This is a genomic window from Pseudodesulfovibrio nedwellii, assembly GCF_027923765.1.
In the GTDB taxonomy this organism is placed as follows: Bacteria; Desulfobacterota; Desulfovibrionia; order Desulfovibrionales; family Desulfovibrionaceae; genus Pseudodesulfovibrio; species Pseudodesulfovibrio nedwellii.
The window spans coordinates 716,755-735,407 of the sequence record NZ_AP026709.1 but is presented as its reverse complement, the minus strand read 5'-3'; the positions used below and the strand labels follow the sequence as shown (position 1 = coordinate 735,407).

The following is an 18,653-nucleotide window of genomic DNA, read 5'->3' as shown; positions in this document are numbered from 1 at the left end:
CTGACATGAAGTGGTTCAAACACATGTCTGACGCTCATCGAGATCCAAAGCTCATTGCCCTCATGGATGAATTCGGAGTCGAGGGGTATGGTATGTGGTGGATTATTTGCGAGGTTGTCGCGGATCAGTACAAAGCCAATGGCACTCCAGAACTCGAAACTTCCGTGAAAGGTTGGCGGAAGCTGACCGGGATCTACCCTAAAAAATTCAAAAAGGTGCTGACCTTTTTGGAAAAAGGTCAGCTGCTTTTCGTGACCTTTTCAGAAAAAGGCATAAAAGTTTGTTTGCCTAAAATGCAGGAATTTAAGGACAATCATACAAGAAACTTGCAAGCGGCTTGCAAGCAAGAAGAAGAGGAAGAAGAAGAGAAGAAAGAAGAGAGAGAGAGAGTCGCGTGCGCGCACGTTGATCCTCCACCAAAAGACCAGCTTTCCCCCACCACAAACACCGGGCCGAAGAAAACGCCGTACCCGTCCAAGGGACGATCTTCTCGCGGGGTGTTCATGGCCTGTCTCCAGGTTTTCGAGGACAACAAGGCCAGGGTCAACGAGGACAGCGCGTGGCGCATGTGGTGCGACATGGAAGACCGGGGCATGCTGGTGGAAGACATGCCGTATATCCGTGACCAGTTTGTCCTGCTTTTCCAGCAGGACGATCAGTGGAGCGATGGATTTTCTCCGAGTTTCACGAATTGCATAAAAGATCGAGCGTGGCGCAACAAGCCATTCAAGCGACCGGACAATGCGGCTCATCCTGCGCAGCCCGGCCAGCAACAACCAAGGGCAACGACCCAAGCGCAGAAGAACAGCCAAGACCGTGAAGCCATGGCAATGGCTTTACTCAAAGCGAAGGAGACAAAGAGAAATGCAGAAAGTCAGCGAGGAAACAATCCACATGCGCTTAACGGCGTTCGGCCTGAATTACCCGTCGGCAATGATCGGCCCGGCCCAAGTGCTGGTACTCCTGGACGACTGGATTGAAGACCTCGGACATCTGACCGAAGCCCAATTCGTTGCCGCGTGTACTGAGCATAGGCGGAACAACAAGTTTTTCCCGTGCGTCAAAGATATACTCGACGCGCACGCCGCTGTTGTTGATCGGGAGCCCAAGCTCAGGCTCTTGGCTTTGTCCGGGTCCACCGAACTGACAGACGAGCAGGTTAAGCGGAATCGTCAGGGGTGTCGGAAAATTTTGGAAATTATAGCCCGGTCTTCAAGACACAAAAGGGTGCCAGCGGCATGAGTCGCCCCTGCTACAACGCCAAAGTGGCAGAACTCCTCCCATGCTATGGGCCCGACGGTTTTTGTTACGGTAAGCCCACCTGGGAAAAGAAGCCGTTTAACCATGGCGAAAAGGTGAAGGCTAAAACCGTTCGTCATTGTGGGTATCGCGGTCAATGCATCAACTGGTGGATAAAAAGCCCATCAACTGAAGGCTTTGAAAAATGAGTGGGCAAGAAACATACAGTGCCGCGCAAATCCGCGAAATGGGCGGTCTGGACAAGCTTATGAGGTCCGAACGACCCACGGCAAGGCCCAAGGGTAAAAAGGTCGTTAAAACGGAAAATGCAACGCCGCTTGAACACGACGAACAGGTTGCCTTTTTTGAGTGGGCAGAAGGGTGGTTGCCGGAAGAATTTTACGCGCTGTTGTGGGCGACGCCGAACGGTGGACACCGATTCGCAGCCGTGGCCGCAAAACTCAAGGCTGAAGGTGTCAAGGCCGGTGTGCCTGACATTTTCTTTGCATGGGCGCGGCTGGGGTACCACGGCATGTTTATCGAGATGAAGCGCGTCAAGGGCGGCTCCATATCGCAAGATCAAAAGCGGATGATTGAGATATTGCGGTTTGCCGGGTTCCTCGTTGTGGTCTGCAAGGGGTGTGAGGAGGCCCGGGAAGCCATGCTGAATTACACGATCGGAAACGGGAAGGAGTTCGAAGAGTGACACCCGAAGAAGAATGGCTTGAAAAGAATACTTTTTATTGCCCTGACCTAAAAATCAAACTGATCCCTTCCGCCTGCGATGAGAATAGGAAGAGAAACGAAAATGCTCCTGGTTGGGGAAGCGTAGGCGTGAATACAGGGCGTCCTATTTCAGCGTGTGAAAAATGCACCGAACATGAAGCCCGCAAACTGACTGTGGGCCAGAAGCCAGAGGAGAAAGAGACAATGGCCATTGCAACTTGCAAATGTTGTGGACGGGAACATGCTCGCATTGCCGCAAGGGGGCTATGCAATACTTGCTACAATTATTTCAAAGATGGTGATTTGGAATTGACCCCTGATGGCACATTCAAATGGCTTATCGATGAGCCTGATTATTTTGTTGAGCTCAAGACGGGCAAACCTGTGCCAAAGATTGAAAAGAAAAGAGCGAAAACAGGAACATGCCCATGCTGCAAGCGAGAGGATATCGGCATAGCTTCAATGGGCTTGTGTGCTTCCTGCTACAAATATTTCAACCTTGGCGATCTTGAGAAGAATAACGACGGAACATATACTTGGCAGGTTGATGAACCAAAGTATTTCCGTGAGGCCATGTTGGATCTTGTGTTCCCGCCAAAGGAAGAAGAGCATGTCGAGCCTTGTGAAGTCTACGAGCTCAAGGATGGAAAAGCCGTGCCGATTGAAGAAGATGAAACCACGTCTCAAGAAAGACTGCAGCCAACCTCCGACCTACTCGCCGGGTTCGTCATGCACCAAAATACAGGGAAGCCAGCAGAGAGCCCACAAATTACCATACGCAAAAATGGGGCGTTTGCCTTCTCCCGCTCATCCGCAAAAGAGTTCAGTCTATCCTCATATCAGCACGTTCAGATATACTTCAATTATCAGACCCGCCAGGTGGCTATCGAATTACTTAACAAGAGTTCTGATTCCACGGTGAAGCTCTTCACTACCAATGGAGGAAAAGACTTCCTTTTCGAAGGTATGGCCTTCCTGACTGCCAACAATCTCAAGCACAGTGAATCGAAAAGGTATGAACCAACCGAATTAAAGCCCGGTCTTCTGGTGGTCACGGTTGAAAATATAGAGAAGGTCGCGGCGTAGTGCGGGAAAAAACTCTAGCGACAATACAAGCCCACCTCGACGCGGCCAGGGAGAAACACCCTGTATTCACGCCCGACGGGGATGGGCTTCTTGGAGCCCTGGCAAAAATCTCCGAAGAGCTCGGAGAAGTCTACATGGCCAAGAATGACGATGAAGGGCTAGATAGAATCGTTTCGGAAATTTTTGACCTGATAGCCCCGGCCATCAGAACCGCACAAGGGGAGTACCATGATAATTCGGCCAGTTGAAACGGTCAAAGGGTGGAAGAGAATTGCCAAGCGGTTCGGAAGAGATGAGCGCACCGTGAAAAAATGGCAAAAAGAGGGGGCTCCAATCTTCTTTATCGATGGGTTCTGGATTGCCGAAGTTGCCGAAGTATGGAGTTGGCTGAAAGATCCAGAGTCCTACGCCGCTCAAGCTGTAGCATAAAAAAAAGCCCCCGGTTTTAACCGAGGGCTTACTGTTTTAGCTGCATGTGCAGACTTGAACACCTTTTTTCGGCGTTTGATCGAGCGTTATTCTAACTCCTAGTCCAAGACAGCCAAGCCATCTAAACAGGCGGTCGGTGGTAACTTTGTCGATCTGTCCACGTAAAACCTTTGAAAGAGTTGGTTGGTCTGTTCCACATACTTTCGCGGCTTTTGTTTGAGTGAATTTGTGAAATTTAATTGCGTCTTTAAGAGCCATAACCAGATGTGATTTGTAATGTAGTTCTTCGGCGTTTTCTAAACCGAGGTCTTCAAAAACATTTCCTGAACTTTCTGTAATTGCCATAGTCAGCACCTCCATTCAACTTATCCGCCTTCTGCAAGTCTTGGACTTTTAGGAAGGGGGTTTATCGTTTGTCTGAGTCTAGAGCTTCTGTGTACCGGGCTTTTATTTTAGCAACATCCTTAGGTGGCGTTGCTTTCCCTTTTGATGATTTTTTGTGGAAGGCATGTAAGACATAAATACCTTTTTTGAGCTTGGCGACATACATGGTTCGATACGTTTCTTTGTCGATAGATACCCGTATTTCCATCACACCAGAACCGCCTTCCTTAAACGACACTACGTTCTCTGGTGATCTTCCATTTTGAACTTCAGATAAAGCGGCTCCCATCTCTATGGAGACATCTTTCCCCAATTCTTTAAGGTCTTTTAGGCTACTGCCCACCCAAAACACTTTCCGTTCGTTCAAGCTCATATGGGTAAATTATGGCAAATTGACCATAATGTCAATAGGGTTTTGCAAATTAGTGACCCCTTGTCAACCCCCCGTCAGCATATCGCTACCCCCTCATGAGCATAGCACCAGCGGTTATTGCGCCAAACCGATGTTATCATATGCACTACTAAACGAGGGTCTGTTGTCTGGCCCCGGTCCCGGCTTCACTGGCCACGGCTCGGAGGCTCGTCTTCCATGGTCAGGCCGGATCACTCGTCAAGAAGGGATAGGCAATGGAAACCACGCCGAAGCAAGATGCCCAACACGCACTCAACGAGACGACTATCTATTGCCGTCTCTGCGATGCTGGCATGACCAAGGGCATGGCCCGGCGTGTTTCGAAGTGGTTTGGTCTGATGGTTAACCCATATCTGTACGACGAGAAGGCGAGGGTATGAGCCGTGTCAAAAGGGCTATGTTGCATAGGTATTTTATGGATGAATCCTGCACTCGCGGTGTCCTTACGCTGCCCTGGAATGGCCTCACCATGTATACCCTTGAACGACCATGGCTCGACAACGCTCAGTCCGTATCTTGCATCCCGCCTGGCCTCTATCCGCTCGCTCCCGTCTATTCGAACCACTTCGGAAATATTCTCGCTGTTCAAAACGTCGAAGGGCGGTCGCTTATTCGCGTCCACTCCGGCAACAAGGTTGCCCATTCGAAGGGCTGTATCCTCGTCGGGCAGAGCGCAGGGTTCGTCAAGAAAGTCCCATTCATATTTCAATCAAAAGCAGCATTACGACCGCTCGTCAAAGTTATCACGGCGTCCGGTCTATGCGAGTTGGAGGTAGTCAATGGGGTTTGATCCAACACTTCTCCTTTCCCCCGTCCTGGGTTTGATAGGTGGCGCAATCAGCGCATACCAGACATACAAGACCAAGAAACTTGAGTTCGCGCACGAAAAGGACATGGCGGCGGAAGATCGCAAAACCCGCGTCGTCGAGGCCAAGTGCGAGATAGAAGTCACCCGCGAGAAATTCGACGGCGAGGCATATCTGGAGTCACAGAAGCAGGGCAATCAAAGACTCTTGTCGAGTGAAGCCCTGGAAAAGCTGCTTGAAGGTGGGCGTTGCGCCAGAGCCTTTGGTGGCTTTATTGTTTTCCTCTTCGGCATCGTCGATGTCGTGAATAAAGCCATCCGGCCCGCCATGCTCATTTATATGGGCGTCAAAGCAAACACTCTCCTGGCTCAAGCAATGTTGACCGTTGGTGGAGCATCCATCGCGGCACAGCTTTCGATAGTTGACTACGGGTTCCGCGCAATCTTCTCTCTCTTCTCCACCGCTTTTTGCTGGTTCTTCGCAGATAGAACCACGGCAAAAGCTCTAAACAAAAAACTTTTGGGGTAGTCGTGACTGAAACTCTTTTCGCAAACACCGCTCTCACAGTTTCAGCGACCGTCGGTTCAAGCGGATTCGTTCTATGGCTCCTTAAAAAATTAATCGAAAAACTCTTCGGAGATTTATCGGAGAAGGTGGACGCAACTGCAGCAGATACCAAGGAACAGATAACCCGCGTTCATGAACGTATTGATCGATACGAGGAAGCGCAGCGACTTTGCCAACTCAATCTTCATCAGCACTTCGCATCAAAGAAAGATGTTGAACGGCTGGACATCAAGACGGACCACAACACCGAACGCTTGGTCGCGGTTGAAACCACGCTCAAGGCAAAGCAGTAGAACTAATTTCACCCCGAAACCCTGCGGCCTCACGGACCCCGGAGGCCGGTCGGCCAGGCATGAGCATTAAGCCCTGGCGTAACGGATAAACGAGCGCGATTTTTTAAAAGGTGCATATGGCGACGACGGCCAGGCACTACCCCGTTTCGGGGTAACGGTCGGATGAACCTCGCAGGCTCGATAATTCGCAGGGCATAGGAACACAAGATCATAGCTCAATATTTTTTGTTTGGGGTCTATACCTATGGAGAATCACATGCCCGAATCTGAATTGATTTCAGAAGTCCAAAAGCGTCGAATCCCGATTTACCTCGTAACGCCGTTCAATCTGTCCATGTTCAACGAGGACAAGGTTCAGAACAAGTACGAGGATTCAACCAACGAAGTCTTTATTGGGTTCGCATACGTCGCTTAAAGGCGGTTTTTTATGGCGAAGAAGAAGGCGAAGACAAAGAAAAAAATGGGGCGACCGTCCAAGTACACGAAGAAGCTCGCGGCGTTAATCTGTGAACTTATTGTGGATGGCCATACATTGCGGCAGCTTGCAGCAAGAGAAGACATGCCAAGCGTCCCGGCTATCTTTCGATGGCTGGAATCTCACCCTGACTTTCGTAAGCAATACACACGCGCGAAAGAACTCCAGACTGAAATCCTTGTTGATGAGATGCGAACCATCGCCTTTGACGGCAGCTTGGATGTTGAAAAAAGAAAGGACCGCCACGGCAATGAGTATGACGCAACCCGCCCCGATATTGTCCAGCGTTCGAAGCTCATGGTTGATACAATCAAGTGGCAGGCCGGAAAGCTCAAGCCGAAGAAGTACGGTGACAAGCTCGACCTAAACCATTCGGGTAAGATTGAGACAGCAACGCCGACCCTGCGTATTTCAGGCACGGTTCCACAATCTGATGACAAATGAAGTTGAACTCGACTTCCCTCTGCACCCCAAGCAGCTTGAGGCTTTCTTTTCACAGGCCACCGAGATTCTGTACGGCGGTGCGGCTGGTGGGGGAAAGTCCCACTTTCTTCGCGTGGCTGCTATTGCGTTTGCATACCTGATTCCAGGTTTACAGGTTTACCTTTTCCGCAGACTCTCTCCTGATCTCCTCAAGAACCATATGGAAGGGCCGACTTCCTTTCCCGTCCTGCTCGCTGAGTGGGTGGACATGGGTTTCGCCAAGATCAACTATACCGAAAACTCCATTGCGTTCAGGAACGGAAAGAATAACGGCTTTGCCGGTGGGTCAAAGATATTCCTCTGCCACTGTCAGTATGAAAAGAATATGTATTCGTATCAGGGCGCAGAAATCCACCTCCTTTTGTTCGACGAGCTCACACATTTTACAGACAAAATATATCGCTATCTGCGCGGGCGACTGCGCCTTGGCGGATTGAAAGTACCAGAGGAATATCAAGGGATATTTCCTCGCGTGATCTCAGGCGCAAACCCTGGCGGAGTTGGGCATAATTGGGTCAAGGCATCCTTTGTCGATGGTTGTGACCCCATGGAACATCGCAGGATGGAGAAGGAAGAAGGCGGTATGCTCCGTCAGTATATTCCGGCCAAGCTCACCGACAACCCGACATTGATGGAAAACGACCCCGACTACGCGGATCGTCTTTCCGCTCTCGGTTCCCCCGAACTCGTCAAGGCTATGCTTGAAGGCGATTGGGATATCATTTCAGGCGGCATGTTCGACGACGTATTCAGCCGCGACGTTCACGTAATCAAGCCGTTCCGCCCGCCGAAGACATGGAAGATCAACCGCTCATTTGATTGGGGATCGAGCAAACCTTTCGCCGTGGGCTGGTGGGCCGAGTCCGATGGGACAGAGGCTACAATGACCGACGGGACAAAGCGCATATTTCCCCCTGGAACACTCTTCCGCATATTCGAATGGTACGGGTGGGACGGCAAAACGCCTGACAAGGGTATCAAGATGTCAGCCAAAGAGATTGCCAAGGGTATCAAGGAACGCGAAGCAAAGTTTTCATTCAAGGTCATGCCTGGCCCGGCAGATTCATCTATCTGGACCGAGGAAAACAAGAACTGCATTAATGACGACTTCGAATCCGAGGATGTCTATTGGCAGAAGGCTAACAAAAAGCCTGGTTCCCGTATCAACGGGTGGGAGAAAATGCGCGGCATGTTCAAGGCGTGTTTCGAGTTCCCTATGGAAGAGCCCGGTCTGTTCGTGTTCTCCAACTGCTTCCAGTTCATTCGAACTATACCGACGCTTCCCCGCGACGAAACCAAGCACGACGACGTTAATACCCATGCCGAAGATCATATTGGGGATGAAACCCGATACCGCGTCCTCGAAACTTCTGTGACGACAGGGAGAGATTTATCATGATGAGAGCAACACCTATTCAAAGGCTGGTAGATTACAGGACGCAGGAACACTATTACAAAGACCGCCTGACTGAGCGGACATTCCAGCGCATTGTTGGTGGTCTGGCTTTCCCGTTCAATTCATCGTCAGGTCATGCCGTCGTGTTGGGGGAGATCCTTCGCAAAGACCCTGAGATGCACCAGCACCATGTATTCGTACTCGGTGAAACCAAGTCCGACGACTTTCAGGAACTCCTTTCCCGCGTGGCCATGTTGCAGGATCGCACCCTTTGCAAAGAGTGGATGACGCCCATGGATAATAATAATGTCCTGCTGGTGGATGACTATAATGAAGAGCATCGTTACCGGATGCGGAAAGCTCCGGTCGAGCTTAACTCCCCGCCAATGTATGACCGTAGCGAAAAAAGCGAAGTGTTCCGGTTCTACGACCGTCTGGTCGCCAAGCGTACCACCAAGCGCAAGACCCTTCATTTCGGAGACTGTGAAGTCGCAGGGCATTATCAGACGCTCCAGCCTGCCGACCTCAAGCGTCACCCCGAAGAGTTCCCACCTGTTGCCGCGTTTCTCTACGCTTTAGCAGAGCTCGATCTAGGCACTATGGGCAATAGGTATCAAGGGCAAACTGCCAAGGTCGCGGATACGATAGGAGGGTGGTAGCCATGAAAGCCGCCCTTGTCATTGGCAACGGTCCAGGCTGGCAGCAAGAGACAGTCTGCGCTTATTCCCCCGGCATGAGGGTATTTGCGGTTAACCGTGCCGTGTCACTGAGCCCGGTCCCGGTTGACTATGCTGTGTCGAAGCACCCGCACCACCTGGCAGAACAGATCAAAGCCTCAAAGTGGGAACCCAAAGCATACACTTACCCCGACTATGTTTTCCCGACACGATGGGACAACATGACTTCCGGCATGTGCGCTATCGGTTTGGCAATTGATATGGAATTCGATGTTGTTCACGTTGCTGGCCTACCTCTTTCCGATCCTACCTATGACCGGCGCGTTCTTATGCTCAATCTTGATAAGGTAGCCGATCCGCTCCGTGTCCATGTCAAAGCCCCATTCTACTATTGGTGGGCGCGCAATACCTCGGCCTCAGTTAAAACCCTGTCAACCCCTCATCAGGGGGGCGTGAGGGTGTGACCAGCCTAGCACCAGCGGTTTAAGCCCAAAACAGGGGTTATAATTCCAGCGTTTACCAATGTCTCCTCAACCAGACAGGACGCCAGGAATGACCACGACCGAACAGCAGCCGGAAGAATCCAAGCAAGAAAAAGCCAATGTTGACGCGCTCGGCTCGTTCCTTCGTGCTGAGTTCGACGAGGTAGCAAACCAGCGGTTACTCTATGAAGAGCGTTGGCTTCGTGATCTCCGCCAAGTTAAAGGCGTTTACGATCCCGAAATTCTGGCAGCCATGGACCCCAAACGGTCGAAGGTCAATCTTCGCGTCACCAAGACGAAGGTTGACGGCACGAAAGCCCGCGCCATGGACATTCTGTTTCAGGCCAACGGTGAAAAGAATTGGGGCATTTCATCCACTCCCGAACCTGTTGTCCATCCCAAGATGATTCAGGAGAAAGCCGCCGAGCTCATCGAGCAAGGTGTCAGCCCCGACGACATCGACGAAGACGCCATTCTCCGCGACATAGCCAAGAAGAACGCCGAGAACATGACTCGCGTTATGTCCGACCAGTTGGTCGAATCTCCCGGCAGTCCGAGTTATCGGCGTGTGTGCAATGACCTTCTTGGCAATGCCTTCAAGTTCGGCACTGGCTGTATGAAAGGGCCGCTCGTTAAAAAGCGTGTCCGTGATCGCTACACCATCGACGAGGCAACAGGTCAATGGACTCTTGCCCGTCATGAAGACGCAGGGCTTTTGCCTGCCTATGAATTTGTTTCCATCTGGAACACGTACCCCGATATCAGCGTAACCGATCCAAAGAAGATGCGGTTTGTTTGGCAAGACCACCTCATGATGCCCAATGAGCTCATGGATTTGGCTCTTATGCCTAATTTTTCCGAACGGACCATCCGTCAATATATTCTGGATCACCCTCAAGGTGATGCAGAAATCAAAAAATACGAGACTGACCTTCGGGTAATGGGCGAGCTTGAGACTTCATCTCCCGATTTGTCCGGTCGCTTCCGTGTCTACGAGCGTTGGGGATATGTCCAGGGACATCAGCTTGTCATGGCTGGCGTTGAGATAGAGCCTGAACGCGCTGGCGAGTCTTTCCCAGCAAACGTCTGGATGGTTGGCAACCGAGTAATCAAAGCCGTCATTTCTCCCATCGAAGGCGTAGAAATCCCATATCACTTCTTCTTTTACGACAAGGACGAAAGCTCATTCTACGGGAATGGTATCCCGACCGTCATGCGTGATTGTCAAATGGGTATCAACGCTTCCGTTCGAATGACCCTCGACAACGCCGCTATCGCTTCCGGTCCTCAGATTGGTGTGAATGTTCGTGCTCTGGCCGATGGAGTGGACCCGACCGACGTACATGGTTGGAAGGTCTGGCCGTTTAAGTCCGGCGTCGATGTCCGATCCGCTTTCAATGTGTTTGAGCTCCCGTCCCATACTCCCGAACTCATGAGCATTACCAAGATGTTCTCCGAGTTTTCTGACGAATTGACCTCGCCTCGTTTTATGCAAGGCGACAACGCTGCTGTGCGCGGGGCTGGTGACACAGCTTCCGGTTTGTCCATGCTCATGGGCGCGGCCAGTATCCCGTTGAAGGATATCGTCAAAGACTTCGACGACAATATCACCAAGCCTTTTATCAAGGCTCTCTACCACTGGAACATGAAGTTCAACCCCCGCGAGGACATCAAGGGAGACTTCGACATTGTTGCCCGTGGCTCTTCCGCTCTCATTGCCAAGGAGATTCAGGCGCAGCGCATGACGCAGGCCGTCGCGCTCACTGACAACCCGCGTTTCCAAGGCAGAGTCAAAGACGATGAGCTCCTTGAAGAAATTTTCAAATCCATGGATCTGGACCCCGAAATTCTCCGCGACGACCGCGAGTATGAGGATTGGCAGCAAAAGCAAATGACCATGCAGGCCACAGCAGAGGCGACCGCCAATGTTCAGGCCATCGTGGGCGAGATGGAGAAGCGAGGGCTTGATCCGCAGGCCGCTCTTACTCAGATGCTCGGCGGAGCCATCCAGCAGCAACAGCAGACCGCAGCACCTCAGGAGGTCGGAGCATGATCTTTTCTGACAACGACCTTAGAGCTTTGAAAAACAGTTGGGACACCCCCGCAGTCAAGCTCGTTCGTTCCTACATCGAGGACCGAATCAATCAGAAGCGCGAGCAGTTGGAAACCGAGCTCGACACCAAAGAAATGTTCCGGCTGCAAGGCCGGATTACCGAACTCAAGGAAGCCTTGGAAGACATGGCTCCCGATGGGTTCAAAGCACAGAAACCGGGCGGTTACACCGCTTAACCATCAAACGACGGCCCCCGCACCATGCGGCCCGGAGGAAAGATGAAAGACCAAGATCAAATGACGGCAGAGGAACAGGCAGAACAGGAATTCGCAGAAGCGTTTGCTGATGAGACTGCCGGAGCCCCCGATGAAGATTCGGCCTCCACTGACGACAACAATTTTACCGACGACGATGCGGACGACTCCGACGACGCGCCCGAAGCCGATGCAGCCAATGCAGACGGCGAGTTGGCCCCCGATCAGGAAGGGAAGGCCGCAGAAAAAGAACTGAGCACAGAGGAGAAGGCCCACGGCTACGACTCCATGTTCGGTCGGCTTGAGAAGGAACGCAACGAGAAAGCTCAGTTGCGAGATGAACTGGAAGCCCTTCGCTCCCAACCGGCAGCCCCCCCGGTCGCTCCCGACCCGGCCCCGGCTGTCCCGGTACAGCAAGCAGCCAGTGATTTCGAAGTTCCCGACGAGCTCAAAGATGACTTGGCGGCAGTCGAGAAAGAAGACCCGCAACTCGCGGCCCTCTTCAAAGAAGACACCACCGATGGCAAACGGCTCCGTGGAGTCCTTGAGGACTACGGCTCCGACATGGCTTTGATCCAGGCCTCTACCGTTCAAACCGCACGCGATGCGGCTGCACAGGTCAGCGAGCAGGGCGAAGTCATCAATCAAACAGTTCAGCAGAGCGCGAACGAAGCGCATAACGCGGCAGTTTACGCCGCCGTTGACGGCTACGAGGATTTAGCCACCAACCCTGACAGAGCCTTGGAGAGTCAACAGTACCACCAAGACCTTCGAACATGGGTTGGAGAGCAGCCTTACGCAACAGCCACGGAGAAGTTCGCGGTTATTGAAAAAGGAACCCCTGCACAGGTCGCCTCGCTGATCAACGAGTTCAATGCCACGCGAGAAACGCAGGCAACACCGCCGGTCGATGAAAAGACCAAGGCGGCAGCCAACGCAGCACTCGCGGTTGATTCGAAACCCGGCCCGCTCCCCAAGTCCAAAGGCAGCAAAGATGATTTCGATGCTGGATGGGATGAGGACTAGCACACACGGCTAGGGCGGGCGATACCATACGAGGTAACTCATGAATTACGGCGACATTTCTCCCCGTACCGCAGGCAAGGCATGCAAGAAGTTTTTGGAACGTGGCGTACCGCTTCGTCTCATCGAGCGTTTTGCTGATTCCCGCCCCCTGGAAAAGAACGACACCAAGACGCAGATTTTCAGGCGTTACAACTCCCTGGCTCCGGCCCTGACCCCTCTCACTGAGGGCGTGTCTCCTTCCGGCAAGACCGGGACCAAGACGGATGTAACCGTCAACCTGGAACAGTACGGTGATTACGTTGAACTCACTGATGTTATCGTGGACACCCACGAAGACCCCGTACTCAAAGAGTACATGGGCATCACCGGCGAACAGGCCTCCGAGACTGTTGAGCTCGTCAGCTACGGCGTTATCAAGGGCGGAACCTCCGTCTTCTACGCCAACGGATCAGCTCGTACCGACGTCAATACCGAGTTGACTTTGGCAGTTCAGCGTCGCGCCCTTCGTGGCATCCTTGCCATGAACGGCAAGCGTCACACTCAGTTCCTTGACGGCTCTCCGAACCATAACACCAGCCCCGTTGGTGCTTGCTTTATCGGCCTTTGTCACACCGACTGTTCCAGTTCCATCCGTGACATGACCGGATTCATTCCCGTTGCCGAATACGGCACTCAGCAGGCACTTCCCGGCGAGATCGGCACAGTTGAAGAGGTTCGTTACTGCGCATCCTCTCTCTACGAACCCTTCGCTGATGCAGGCGGAGCCAAGGGCTTGATGATCTCCACTACCGGCACCAGTGCCGATGTGTACCCGGTCATTTATCTGGCACAGCATGCCTTCGGTGTTGTTCCTCTGCGCGGCAAGAAGGCGATCACTCCCATGGTCCTGAACCCCAACGTCCCTCGTGGCGGCGACCAGCTTGGTCAGTGTGGCTCGGTTGGTTGGAAGACCATGTACGCAGCCTGCATCCTGAACGATGCTTGGATGGCTCGCGCCGAGTGTTGCGTCAAGCTGTAGTCCAGTAATTCAGTAACCCTATGACGAGGGGGAATTTCTCCCCCTCGTTTTTTTTAATTTGGAGGAAGTCCCATGGGTAAGAAGAAAGCGAAAGTGGCCCCTAATAATGTGGCCCCCACCGACGCCAGCGTCCCTGATGCGTTGACCGGCGACAACAACGACACCGAAACGCAGACGGACGAAGCCCTGGAAGCCGCTCAGAAAGAAGCGGAAGAGGCAAAGACCGAAGCTGCCAAAGAAGCGAAGGAAGCCGAGGAAGCCAAGGCTAAAGTCGCGGAGCTTGAAGCCAAGGTAAAGGCAATGGAAAACGCCAAGGCCGTCGAACCTGATACGGAGGAAGACGAACCTGTCCCCGACGAACCGGAAGAGACTGTAACAATCATTATTCCGAGTTCCGCCGAGTTCGACGGGAAGGAAGACGTTTTTCTGAACGCCAATGGTCGTCGGTTCCAGATCAAGCGCGACGAAGAAGTCGAAGTTCCCATGGTCGTCGTCAACACCCTGCGCGATGCGGTGAAGACGGAATACGACCGAGACAAGTCCGGTCGAATCATCGGATCTCGCAACGTCTCGCGTTTCCCCTTCCAGACTCTTTAAGGAGCGACCATGAAGGCAAGTGAAATTTTCCTGCTCTGTTCTGGAGTTCTGCAAGACCTCGCCAACCCGACGGGCGAACGCTGGCCGTGGGCAATCACGGCGGGTGTTGTCAGCATGACCGACCTTTTTAATAGCGCAGTCCGTGAGATTGCGTTGCAGAGGCCGGACGCTACCGCCCACACCGAAGCTATCAAGCTCGGCAATGGAGTTATGCAGGCTCTCCCCGTAAATGGGGTGAACGGAGCTTCGAAGACCGCGCTGCGCCTGATTGAAGTCATTCAAAACATGGGTTCGGACGGCCTTACACCGGGCGAGCCCATTTTTATTTCTGCCAAGGACGCGATGAAGGCGTTTGATTGGACCACAACCGGAACCGAGATCGACAACTACGCATATGACGCGGTGGCGAACCCCTCGACCTATTGGGTCTATCCTGGCGTTACCACTGGCGAGAACGTCTACATTTCCATGACGTACTCGGCTGAACCTACTTCCATTACCGGACCTGACGACGACGTACCTTTGCCTGAAACTTTTGCCGGTCCTATCAAGGATTGGATTCTCTATCAGGTGTTTGCTGGCGATAACTCCGACGCCAACTTTGCAAAGGCGCAGCACCGCTTCAACGCTTTTTATCAGTCGCTCGGCGTCAAGCTCAAGGCCGACCTTTTCTACCCGAAACAAGTCAAGGTTGTGGAGTAGCACATGGCAAACGTACTCTGGAAAACTCTTCTCCCTTACGTCCTGCCGGAAGTGGACAAATGCCCGAAGGCGCAGATCGTCAACGAGATTCGCCGGGCCGCTATCACTTTCTGCCAGCGTTCGCAGATTTGGCAGAAAGACTTGGATTATCTCTTTTTCCCGGCTGGAGTCGCCACCGCAGACCTTGACCCGCCGCAGGAGTCGAGAGTTTGCGAGGTTATTTCCGTCAGCCATTTGAATGGAGAAGAATTGATTGCGGGAACGCACTTCACCGCCACCACTGACATCGTGACCATATTGGTAATGATCAGCCAGGATACCAAGCTGATCCCGACCGTCGCACTCAAGCCGACGCTTCTTTCTACCGGGATACCCGAAGGGCTGATGGAAGATTGGGGCAAAGACATTGCCTACGGCGCAGTAGCTTCTCTCAAGGCTATGCGCGGGCGCGAGTGGGAAGACATCCCCGGCGCACAGATCAAAAACGAATTGTTCGAAGACGGCATTGCTTCTGCCAAAATCCGCGCCATTACGGGCGGGGCGAAGCGTTCTTTGCAAGTTAAGCCAAGGAGCTTCATGTAATGGCGATCCCTACCGTCAACGTCACTGTCCAGGTTAACGACTCTGCCGGTGATCCGGTCGAAGGCGCACACGTTGTTGCGAAACTGACCACGACCGAGAAGTATGAAGGGCTTGTGGTCCCGACTTACATTGAAGCCGAAACCAATTCTCTCGGTTCTTGTATCCTGGCAGTGTTCCCCAACGAGCTCGGAACAGAAGGCAGCGAATACAAATTTAAGGTTATCAACCCGAATACGGGCAAGATTCAGCGTTATTACGTCACGATCCCGAACCGAGATTGTAACCTGGCTGACGTTGCCGACCTTCCGCCGTATGACAAGCGGTCCATTTCTGTTGTGATGCAAGCTGACATCGACCAGAACTCCACAGATATTTCCACCAATGCTGATGGGATTGCCGCCAATGCCGCAGCTATTACAGCCGGTGCAGACGCGCAGACGGCCCACGAAGCAGACGTAGCAAACCCACACGGCGTCACCAAAACGCAAGTCGGGCTTGGTAACGTATTGGACGTCGAACAGGTTCCGGCCAGTGAGAAGGGCGTAGCAAACGGCGTGGCCGGACTCGACGCGGGCGGCAAGGTTCCAGTGTCTCAGCTTCCTGAAACAGTTGTTGGGGCCATGGAGTACAAAGGGACGTTTGTTCCGGCTTCTGGCTATCCTGCATCGCCTGACAAGGGAGATTATTACGCCGCCTCTGCTGATGGCTCGGTCAATACTACTGACTATGCCGTAGGAGATTGGGCGGTTTTCAACGGAGCGACATGGGATAAGCTCGACCGCACTGTGCAGCTTGCGACGACCGAGATTCCCGGTGAAGTGGAACTCGCCACGGCTGCCGAAGCTATCGCACACACTTTGAGCGATAAAGCCGTCACCCCGGCTGGCTTGCTGGATATTTACACCAAACTGCAAGGCATATTGACAGACAAGTGGCTGTTCGATTCGCTCCGTTTTTTGAACGAGTCGGGCGCGGACCTGATTTCCGGCGCGATGGTTGGGAGTGAGGGGCCGTGGAATACTACATTTATTGGCAGTCTTCCATTTGTCAGCGCGTACAATACAACTCGGACAATCGGCCCTACCAGAGTATGGGTGTTGAGTGATGGGGGCAGCGTGGATGCGTGGCCTAGTGATGCGTATGACCGCGAGACACTGGCAGTAGATAAAAAAATGTTTGCGATTACTAGCAACGGAGTATTCCCCCTTGCCGTGGTGGTAGCGAGTGGCGGCAGCGTCTATGTTGAACTGACGCCAAAAGTAGGGCAAATAATCCCCGACCCAACGGGTGATGTGATGGTTGTTGTTGGAGAAGAGGACACCGCCAACAAAACCCCCGGCCCGATTACGCGGCCTGAAACATTCATCGGCAACGATGTTGACACTCCTGCCGAGATGTACGCCGCGCTTAATGCAAGACGGGATGATAGTGCAAAGTTGAATGCCACACAGAATAAAATAGCAGAGCCGTTTGACTTTACAACAACGTGGGCTGCACAGAGTTGTACCATTACAAATACTAATGAAGTAGCTGCACCTAACAATAGTAAGCCTGTGTCTATCGGAACAGCATCTACCGCAGACCCGCAGGCTCGTTATACTCTTACTGGTTTAGCTTCTGACATCTACACTGCCTCGATCTGGTTAAGAGGTAAGGGGTCTTCTATTGGAAAGCAGGCATCAATAGCTATTTATGATGGTGGTTATAAATTCTCTGATCCAGTGACTCTAAGTGCTGAATGGCAACGTATATCCGCAACTATGCTAACTGCGGGTATACCGACTCTTGTTCGCGTTGACTTTATTGACTCGGCATCTACTGGAGAAGAGGCTTACTTGTGGGGAGCGGAGCTTGTCCAAGGCTCTACCCCTACCACCATCACTATCGACAACTCAACGCCACTGACCGACGTTGCCCCTGACCCGTACCTACTTGAAGATGGCGCTATCGCCGGTAGAGTGCTTAGTGGTGAGGCTACCGTACTTAACGGCGTAGCCACAGCAGACTATGATGCCACAGGTGCATTGTCATATATCATGTATGAGGCTTTGCCCACATCTGTATCTATCATGGCTGTTGTCAATGTCACCGCGCTTACAGGCACTCCCTATATTCGCGAATGGAATGGTATAGACGCTAAACATACCCCACTAACATTAGGTAAAAATACAATCATCATACCCGCAGGAGTAGATGGAGGGTATGTGTATGTTGGTGCTGATGCTGTAGGCGAAACAGTATCTTATGACAGTATCCACATCTACGAAATCGCAGACATCCTCGGCGTGTTGAACGTTGGCTACAAAAGCGATCAAGGTTGGCAGAGTCAGTTGGGCGATGGGGTCCGCAAGACTTTTAAACTTGATCGTCCGGCCAAGGCCGCGCCGAGTGGGGTCTATCGGTTCAATGGCACAACCTACGTCGAGGAAACCGGTTGGACTTTTGATGCTACGGCCAACTCTATCACGTTGACCACAGCTCTTGGCGTTGCCGAAACTCTCAAAATTGTATATAACCACGAAGCCTTAGTACCACGACCCGCCCCGACCCTTGAGGCCGTGGCACGTACTGGAGTCGTCCACTATACGCAAAGCGCAGGCAACGCTGACTTTGTGTCATGGCTGACTGGCAACGTGCCGACTGGCGCAACGGTTGCTATCGACTCGTCGGTGGTCAAGTCCTACCGCGAGGGTAGCGTGGGCCAGTTGGTCGACACCGTTAAGCACGACGCCATTGACCCCGCCGCAAGCGGACATGGGGTTATCTGGACTGAAGAGCTAGTGGAGTCGGGCGGCGAGTATGTCGTTCAAATCCATTACGTCGAAGTAATGGACTTGACCCAACACAAAGGCGAAATCCCTGTAGTTGACTACGTGGTGACTACCACGGATAACGCCACTCCTGCCAACGTCATTGAAAACGGCACGAAGCATGTTCCTACCGGCGTAGCCGTGCCGGGGGTGTAG

At 52.5% G+C, this 18,653-nt stretch carries 25 protein-coding genes; 23 read left to right on the top strand and 2 right to left on the bottom strand.

Annotated elements, in window-relative coordinates; translation table 11 throughout:
• Positions 1 to 5: 5 nt before the first annotated feature.
• From SYK_RS03545 to SYK_RS03520, 6 genes are all read left to right on the top strand, one after another.
• Positions 6 to 980, top strand: coding sequence for a hypothetical protein (locus SYK_RS03545; RefSeq protein ID WP_281762234.1), 975 nt, complete (start codon positions 6 to 8; stop codon positions 978 to 980).
• Positions 952 to 1,242, top strand: coding sequence for a hypothetical protein (locus SYK_RS03540; RefSeq protein ID WP_281762233.1), 291 nt, complete (start codon positions 952 to 954; stop codon positions 1,240 to 1,242). Before SYK_RS03545 ends, SYK_RS03540 begins: the two co-directional genes overlap by 29 nt.
• Positions 1,239 to 1,448, top strand: coding sequence for a hypothetical protein (locus tag SYK_RS03535; RefSeq protein ID WP_281762232.1), 210 nt, complete (start codon positions 1,239 to 1,241; stop codon positions 1,446 to 1,448). Before SYK_RS03540 ends, SYK_RS03535 begins: the two co-directional genes overlap by 4 nt.
• Entirely contained in the window at positions 1,445 to 1,945 is a 501-nt protein-coding gene (locus SYK_RS03530) for a VRR-NUC domain-containing protein (RefSeq protein WP_281762231.1), read from the top strand. The genes SYK_RS03535 and SYK_RS03530 overlap by 4 nt, the downstream gene beginning before the upstream one ends.
• Positions 1,942 to 3,051, top strand: a complete 1,110-nt coding sequence (locus SYK_RS03525; RefSeq protein ID WP_281761840.1) for a hypothetical protein — start codon at positions 1,942 to 1,944, stop codon at positions 3,049 to 3,051. Before SYK_RS03530 ends, SYK_RS03525 begins: the two co-directional genes overlap by 4 nt.
• A 228-nt stretch (positions 3,052 to 3,279) precedes the next feature.
• Positions 3,280 to 3,480: a hypothetical protein gene (locus SYK_RS03520; protein ID WP_281761841.1), complete on the top strand. Its 201-nt coding sequence runs from the start codon at positions 3,280 to 3,282 to the stop codon at positions 3,478 to 3,480.
• A 36-nt stretch (positions 3,481 to 3,516) separates the two neighbouring features.
• Here the strand turns inward: SYK_RS03520 and SYK_RS03515 are convergent, their stop codons facing one another.
• Complete coding sequence (locus tag SYK_RS03515) at positions 3,517 to 3,825, bottom strand: helix-turn-helix domain-containing protein (RefSeq protein WP_281761842.1); 309 nt, start codon at positions 3,823 to 3,825, stop codon at positions 3,517 to 3,519.
• Positions 3,826 to 3,886: 61 nt separating this feature from the next.
• The gene (locus tag SYK_RS03510; RefSeq protein ID WP_281761843.1) at positions 3,887 to 4,237 is read right to left on the bottom strand and encodes a type II toxin-antitoxin system RelE/ParE family toxin; all 351 of its coding nucleotides are present in this window, start codon (positions 4,235 to 4,237) and stop codon (positions 3,887 to 3,889) included.
• Positions 4,238 to 4,491: 254 nt separating this feature from the next.
• Between SYK_RS03510 and SYK_RS03505 the strand changes: the two genes are divergently transcribed.
• The 17 genes from SYK_RS03505 to SYK_RS03425 all read left to right on the top strand — a co-directional run bounded on the left by SYK_RS03505 (position 4,492) and on the right by SYK_RS03425 (position 18,653).
• Entirely contained in the window at positions 4,492 to 4,656 is a 165-nt protein-coding gene (locus tag SYK_RS03505; protein WP_281761844.1) for a hypothetical protein, read from the top strand.
• Positions 4,653 to 5,066 (top strand): DUF5675 family protein, encoded by a 414-nt coding sequence (locus SYK_RS03500; protein WP_281761845.1) that lies wholly within the window; start codon positions 4,653 to 4,655, stop codon positions 5,064 to 5,066. Before SYK_RS03505 ends, SYK_RS03500 begins: the two co-directional genes overlap by 4 nt.
• A complete protein-coding gene (locus SYK_RS03495; protein ID WP_281761846.1) occupies positions 5,056 to 5,610 on the top strand; it encodes a hypothetical protein in 555 nt (184 codons plus the stop codon). The genes SYK_RS03500 and SYK_RS03495 overlap by 11 nt, the downstream gene beginning before the upstream one ends.
• A 2-nt stretch (positions 5,611 to 5,612) precedes the next feature.
• On the top strand, positions 5,613 to 5,942 hold the full coding sequence (locus SYK_RS03490; protein ID WP_281762230.1) for a hypothetical protein: 330 nt from the start codon (positions 5,613 to 5,615) through the stop codon (positions 5,940 to 5,942).
• Positions 5,943 to 6,198: 256 nt separating this feature from the next.
• Entirely contained in the window at positions 6,199 to 6,357 is a 159-nt protein-coding gene (locus tag SYK_RS03485) for a hypothetical protein (RefSeq protein ID WP_281762229.1), read from the top strand.
• 12 nt (positions 6,358 to 6,369) lie between these two features.
• The gene (locus SYK_RS03480; RefSeq protein WP_281762228.1) at positions 6,370 to 6,861 is read left to right on the top strand and encodes a terminase small subunit-like protein; all 492 of its coding nucleotides are present in this window, start codon (positions 6,370 to 6,372) and stop codon (positions 6,859 to 6,861) included.
• Positions 6,851 to 8,299, top strand: a complete 1,449-nt coding sequence (locus SYK_RS03475) for a terminase family protein (RefSeq protein ID WP_281762227.1) — start codon at positions 6,851 to 6,853, stop codon at positions 8,297 to 8,299. The genes SYK_RS03480 and SYK_RS03475 overlap by 11 nt, the downstream gene beginning before the upstream one ends.
• Positions 8,296 to 8,955, top strand: a complete 660-nt coding sequence (locus SYK_RS03470) for a hypothetical protein (protein WP_281762226.1) — start codon at positions 8,296 to 8,298, stop codon at positions 8,953 to 8,955. Before SYK_RS03475 ends, SYK_RS03470 begins: the two co-directional genes overlap by 4 nt.
• A gap of 2 nt (positions 8,956 to 8,957) precedes the next feature.
• Complete coding sequence (locus SYK_RS03465; protein ID WP_281762225.1) at positions 8,958 to 9,437, top strand: hypothetical protein; 480 nt, start codon at positions 8,958 to 8,960, stop codon at positions 9,435 to 9,437.
• An 88-nt stretch (positions 9,438 to 9,525) separates the two neighbouring features.
• On the top strand, positions 9,526 to 11,508 hold the full coding sequence (locus SYK_RS03460) for a portal protein (RefSeq protein WP_281762224.1): 1,983 nt from the start codon (positions 9,526 to 9,528) through the stop codon (positions 11,506 to 11,508).
• Positions 11,505 to 11,744: a hypothetical protein gene (locus SYK_RS03455; RefSeq protein WP_281762223.1), complete on the top strand. Its 240-nt coding sequence runs from the start codon at positions 11,505 to 11,507 to the stop codon at positions 11,742 to 11,744. The genes SYK_RS03460 and SYK_RS03455 overlap by 4 nt, the downstream gene beginning before the upstream one ends.
• 42 nt (positions 11,745 to 11,786) lie before the next feature.
• Entirely contained in the window at positions 11,787 to 12,788 is a 1,002-nt protein-coding gene (locus SYK_RS03450; protein ID WP_281762222.1) for a hypothetical protein, read from the top strand.
• A 40-nt stretch (positions 12,789 to 12,828) separates the two neighbouring features.
• Positions 12,829 to 13,806 (top strand): N4-gp56 family major capsid protein, encoded by a 978-nt coding sequence (locus tag SYK_RS03445; protein WP_281762221.1) that lies wholly within the window; start codon positions 12,829 to 12,831, stop codon positions 13,804 to 13,806.
• 72 nt (positions 13,807 to 13,878) lie between these two features.
• Positions 13,879 to 14,403 carry a hypothetical protein gene (locus SYK_RS03440; RefSeq protein WP_281762220.1) on the top strand — a complete coding sequence of 175 codons (525 nt, stop codon included), beginning with the start codon at positions 13,879 to 13,881 and terminating at the stop codon, positions 14,401 to 14,403.
• Between the two features lie 9 nt (positions 14,404 to 14,412).
• Complete coding sequence (locus SYK_RS03435) at positions 14,413 to 15,105, top strand: phage adaptor protein (RefSeq protein WP_281762219.1); 693 nt, start codon at positions 14,413 to 14,415, stop codon at positions 15,103 to 15,105.
• Between the two features lie 3 nt (positions 15,106 to 15,108).
• Complete coding sequence (locus SYK_RS03430; protein WP_281762218.1) at positions 15,109 to 15,687, top strand: hypothetical protein; 579 nt, start codon at positions 15,109 to 15,111, stop codon at positions 15,685 to 15,687.
• Positions 15,687 to 18,653, top strand: coding sequence for a hypothetical protein (locus tag SYK_RS03425; RefSeq protein WP_281762217.1), 2,967 nt, complete (start codon positions 15,687 to 15,689; stop codon positions 18,651 to 18,653). Before SYK_RS03430 ends, SYK_RS03425 begins: the two co-directional genes overlap by 1 nt.

Coding starts and splice junctions, on each gene's coding strand:
- SYK_RS03545 (WP_281762234.1), top strand. CDS start 6: ATGAAGTGGTTCAAACACATGTCTGACGCTCATCGAGATCCAAAGCTC.
- SYK_RS03535 (WP_281762232.1), top strand. CDS start 1,239: ATGAGTCGCCCCTGCTACAACGCCAAAGTGGCAGAACTCCTCCCATGC.
- SYK_RS03530 (WP_281762231.1), top strand. CDS start 1,445: ATGAGTGGGCAAGAAACATACAGTGCCGCGCAAATCCGCGAAATGGGC.
- SYK_RS03520 (WP_281761841.1), top strand. CDS start 3,280: ATGATAATTCGGCCAGTTGAAACGGTCAAAGGGTGGAAGAGAATTGCC.
- SYK_RS03515 (WP_281761842.1), bottom strand. CDS start 3,825: ATGGCAATTACAGAAAGTTCAGGAAATGTTTTTGAAGACCTCGGTTTA.
- SYK_RS03510 (WP_281761843.1), bottom strand. CDS start 4,237: ATGAGCTTGAACGAACGGAAAGTGTTTTGGGTGGGCAGTAGCCTAAAA.
- SYK_RS03505 (WP_281761844.1), top strand. CDS start 4,492: ATGGAAACCACGCCGAAGCAAGATGCCCAACACGCACTCAACGAGACG.
- SYK_RS03500 (WP_281761845.1), top strand. CDS start 4,653: ATGAGCCGTGTCAAAAGGGCTATGTTGCATAGGTATTTTATGGATGAA.
- SYK_RS03495 (WP_281761846.1), top strand. CDS start 5,056: ATGGGGTTTGATCCAACACTTCTCCTTTCCCCCGTCCTGGGTTTGATA.
- SYK_RS03485 (WP_281762229.1), top strand. CDS start 6,199: ATGCCCGAATCTGAATTGATTTCAGAAGTCCAAAAGCGTCGAATCCCG.
- SYK_RS03480 (WP_281762228.1), top strand. CDS start 6,370: ATGGCGAAGAAGAAGGCGAAGACAAAGAAAAAAATGGGGCGACCGTCC.
- SYK_RS03475 (WP_281762227.1), top strand. CDS start 6,851: ATGACAAATGAAGTTGAACTCGACTTCCCTCTGCACCCCAAGCAGCTT.
- SYK_RS03470 (WP_281762226.1), top strand. CDS start 8,296: ATGATGAGAGCAACACCTATTCAAAGGCTGGTAGATTACAGGACGCAG.
- SYK_RS03465 (WP_281762225.1), top strand. CDS start 8,958: ATGAAAGCCGCCCTTGTCATTGGCAACGGTCCAGGCTGGCAGCAAGAG.
- SYK_RS03460 (WP_281762224.1), top strand. CDS start 9,526: ATGACCACGACCGAACAGCAGCCGGAAGAATCCAAGCAAGAAAAAGCC.
- SYK_RS03455 (WP_281762223.1), top strand. CDS start 11,505: ATGATCTTTTCTGACAACGACCTTAGAGCTTTGAAAAACAGTTGGGAC.
- SYK_RS03450 (WP_281762222.1), top strand. CDS start 11,787: ATGAAAGACCAAGATCAAATGACGGCAGAGGAACAGGCAGAACAGGAA.
- SYK_RS03445 (WP_281762221.1), top strand. CDS start 12,829: ATGAATTACGGCGACATTTCTCCCCGTACCGCAGGCAAGGCATGCAAG.
- SYK_RS03440 (WP_281762220.1), top strand. CDS start 13,879: ATGGGTAAGAAGAAAGCGAAAGTGGCCCCTAATAATGTGGCCCCCACC.
- SYK_RS03435 (WP_281762219.1), top strand. CDS start 14,413: ATGAAGGCAAGTGAAATTTTCCTGCTCTGTTCTGGAGTTCTGCAAGAC.
- SYK_RS03430 (WP_281762218.1), top strand. CDS start 15,109: ATGGCAAACGTACTCTGGAAAACTCTTCTCCCTTACGTCCTGCCGGAA.
- SYK_RS03425 (WP_281762217.1), top strand. CDS start 15,687: ATGGCGATCCCTACCGTCAACGTCACTGTCCAGGTTAACGACTCTGCC.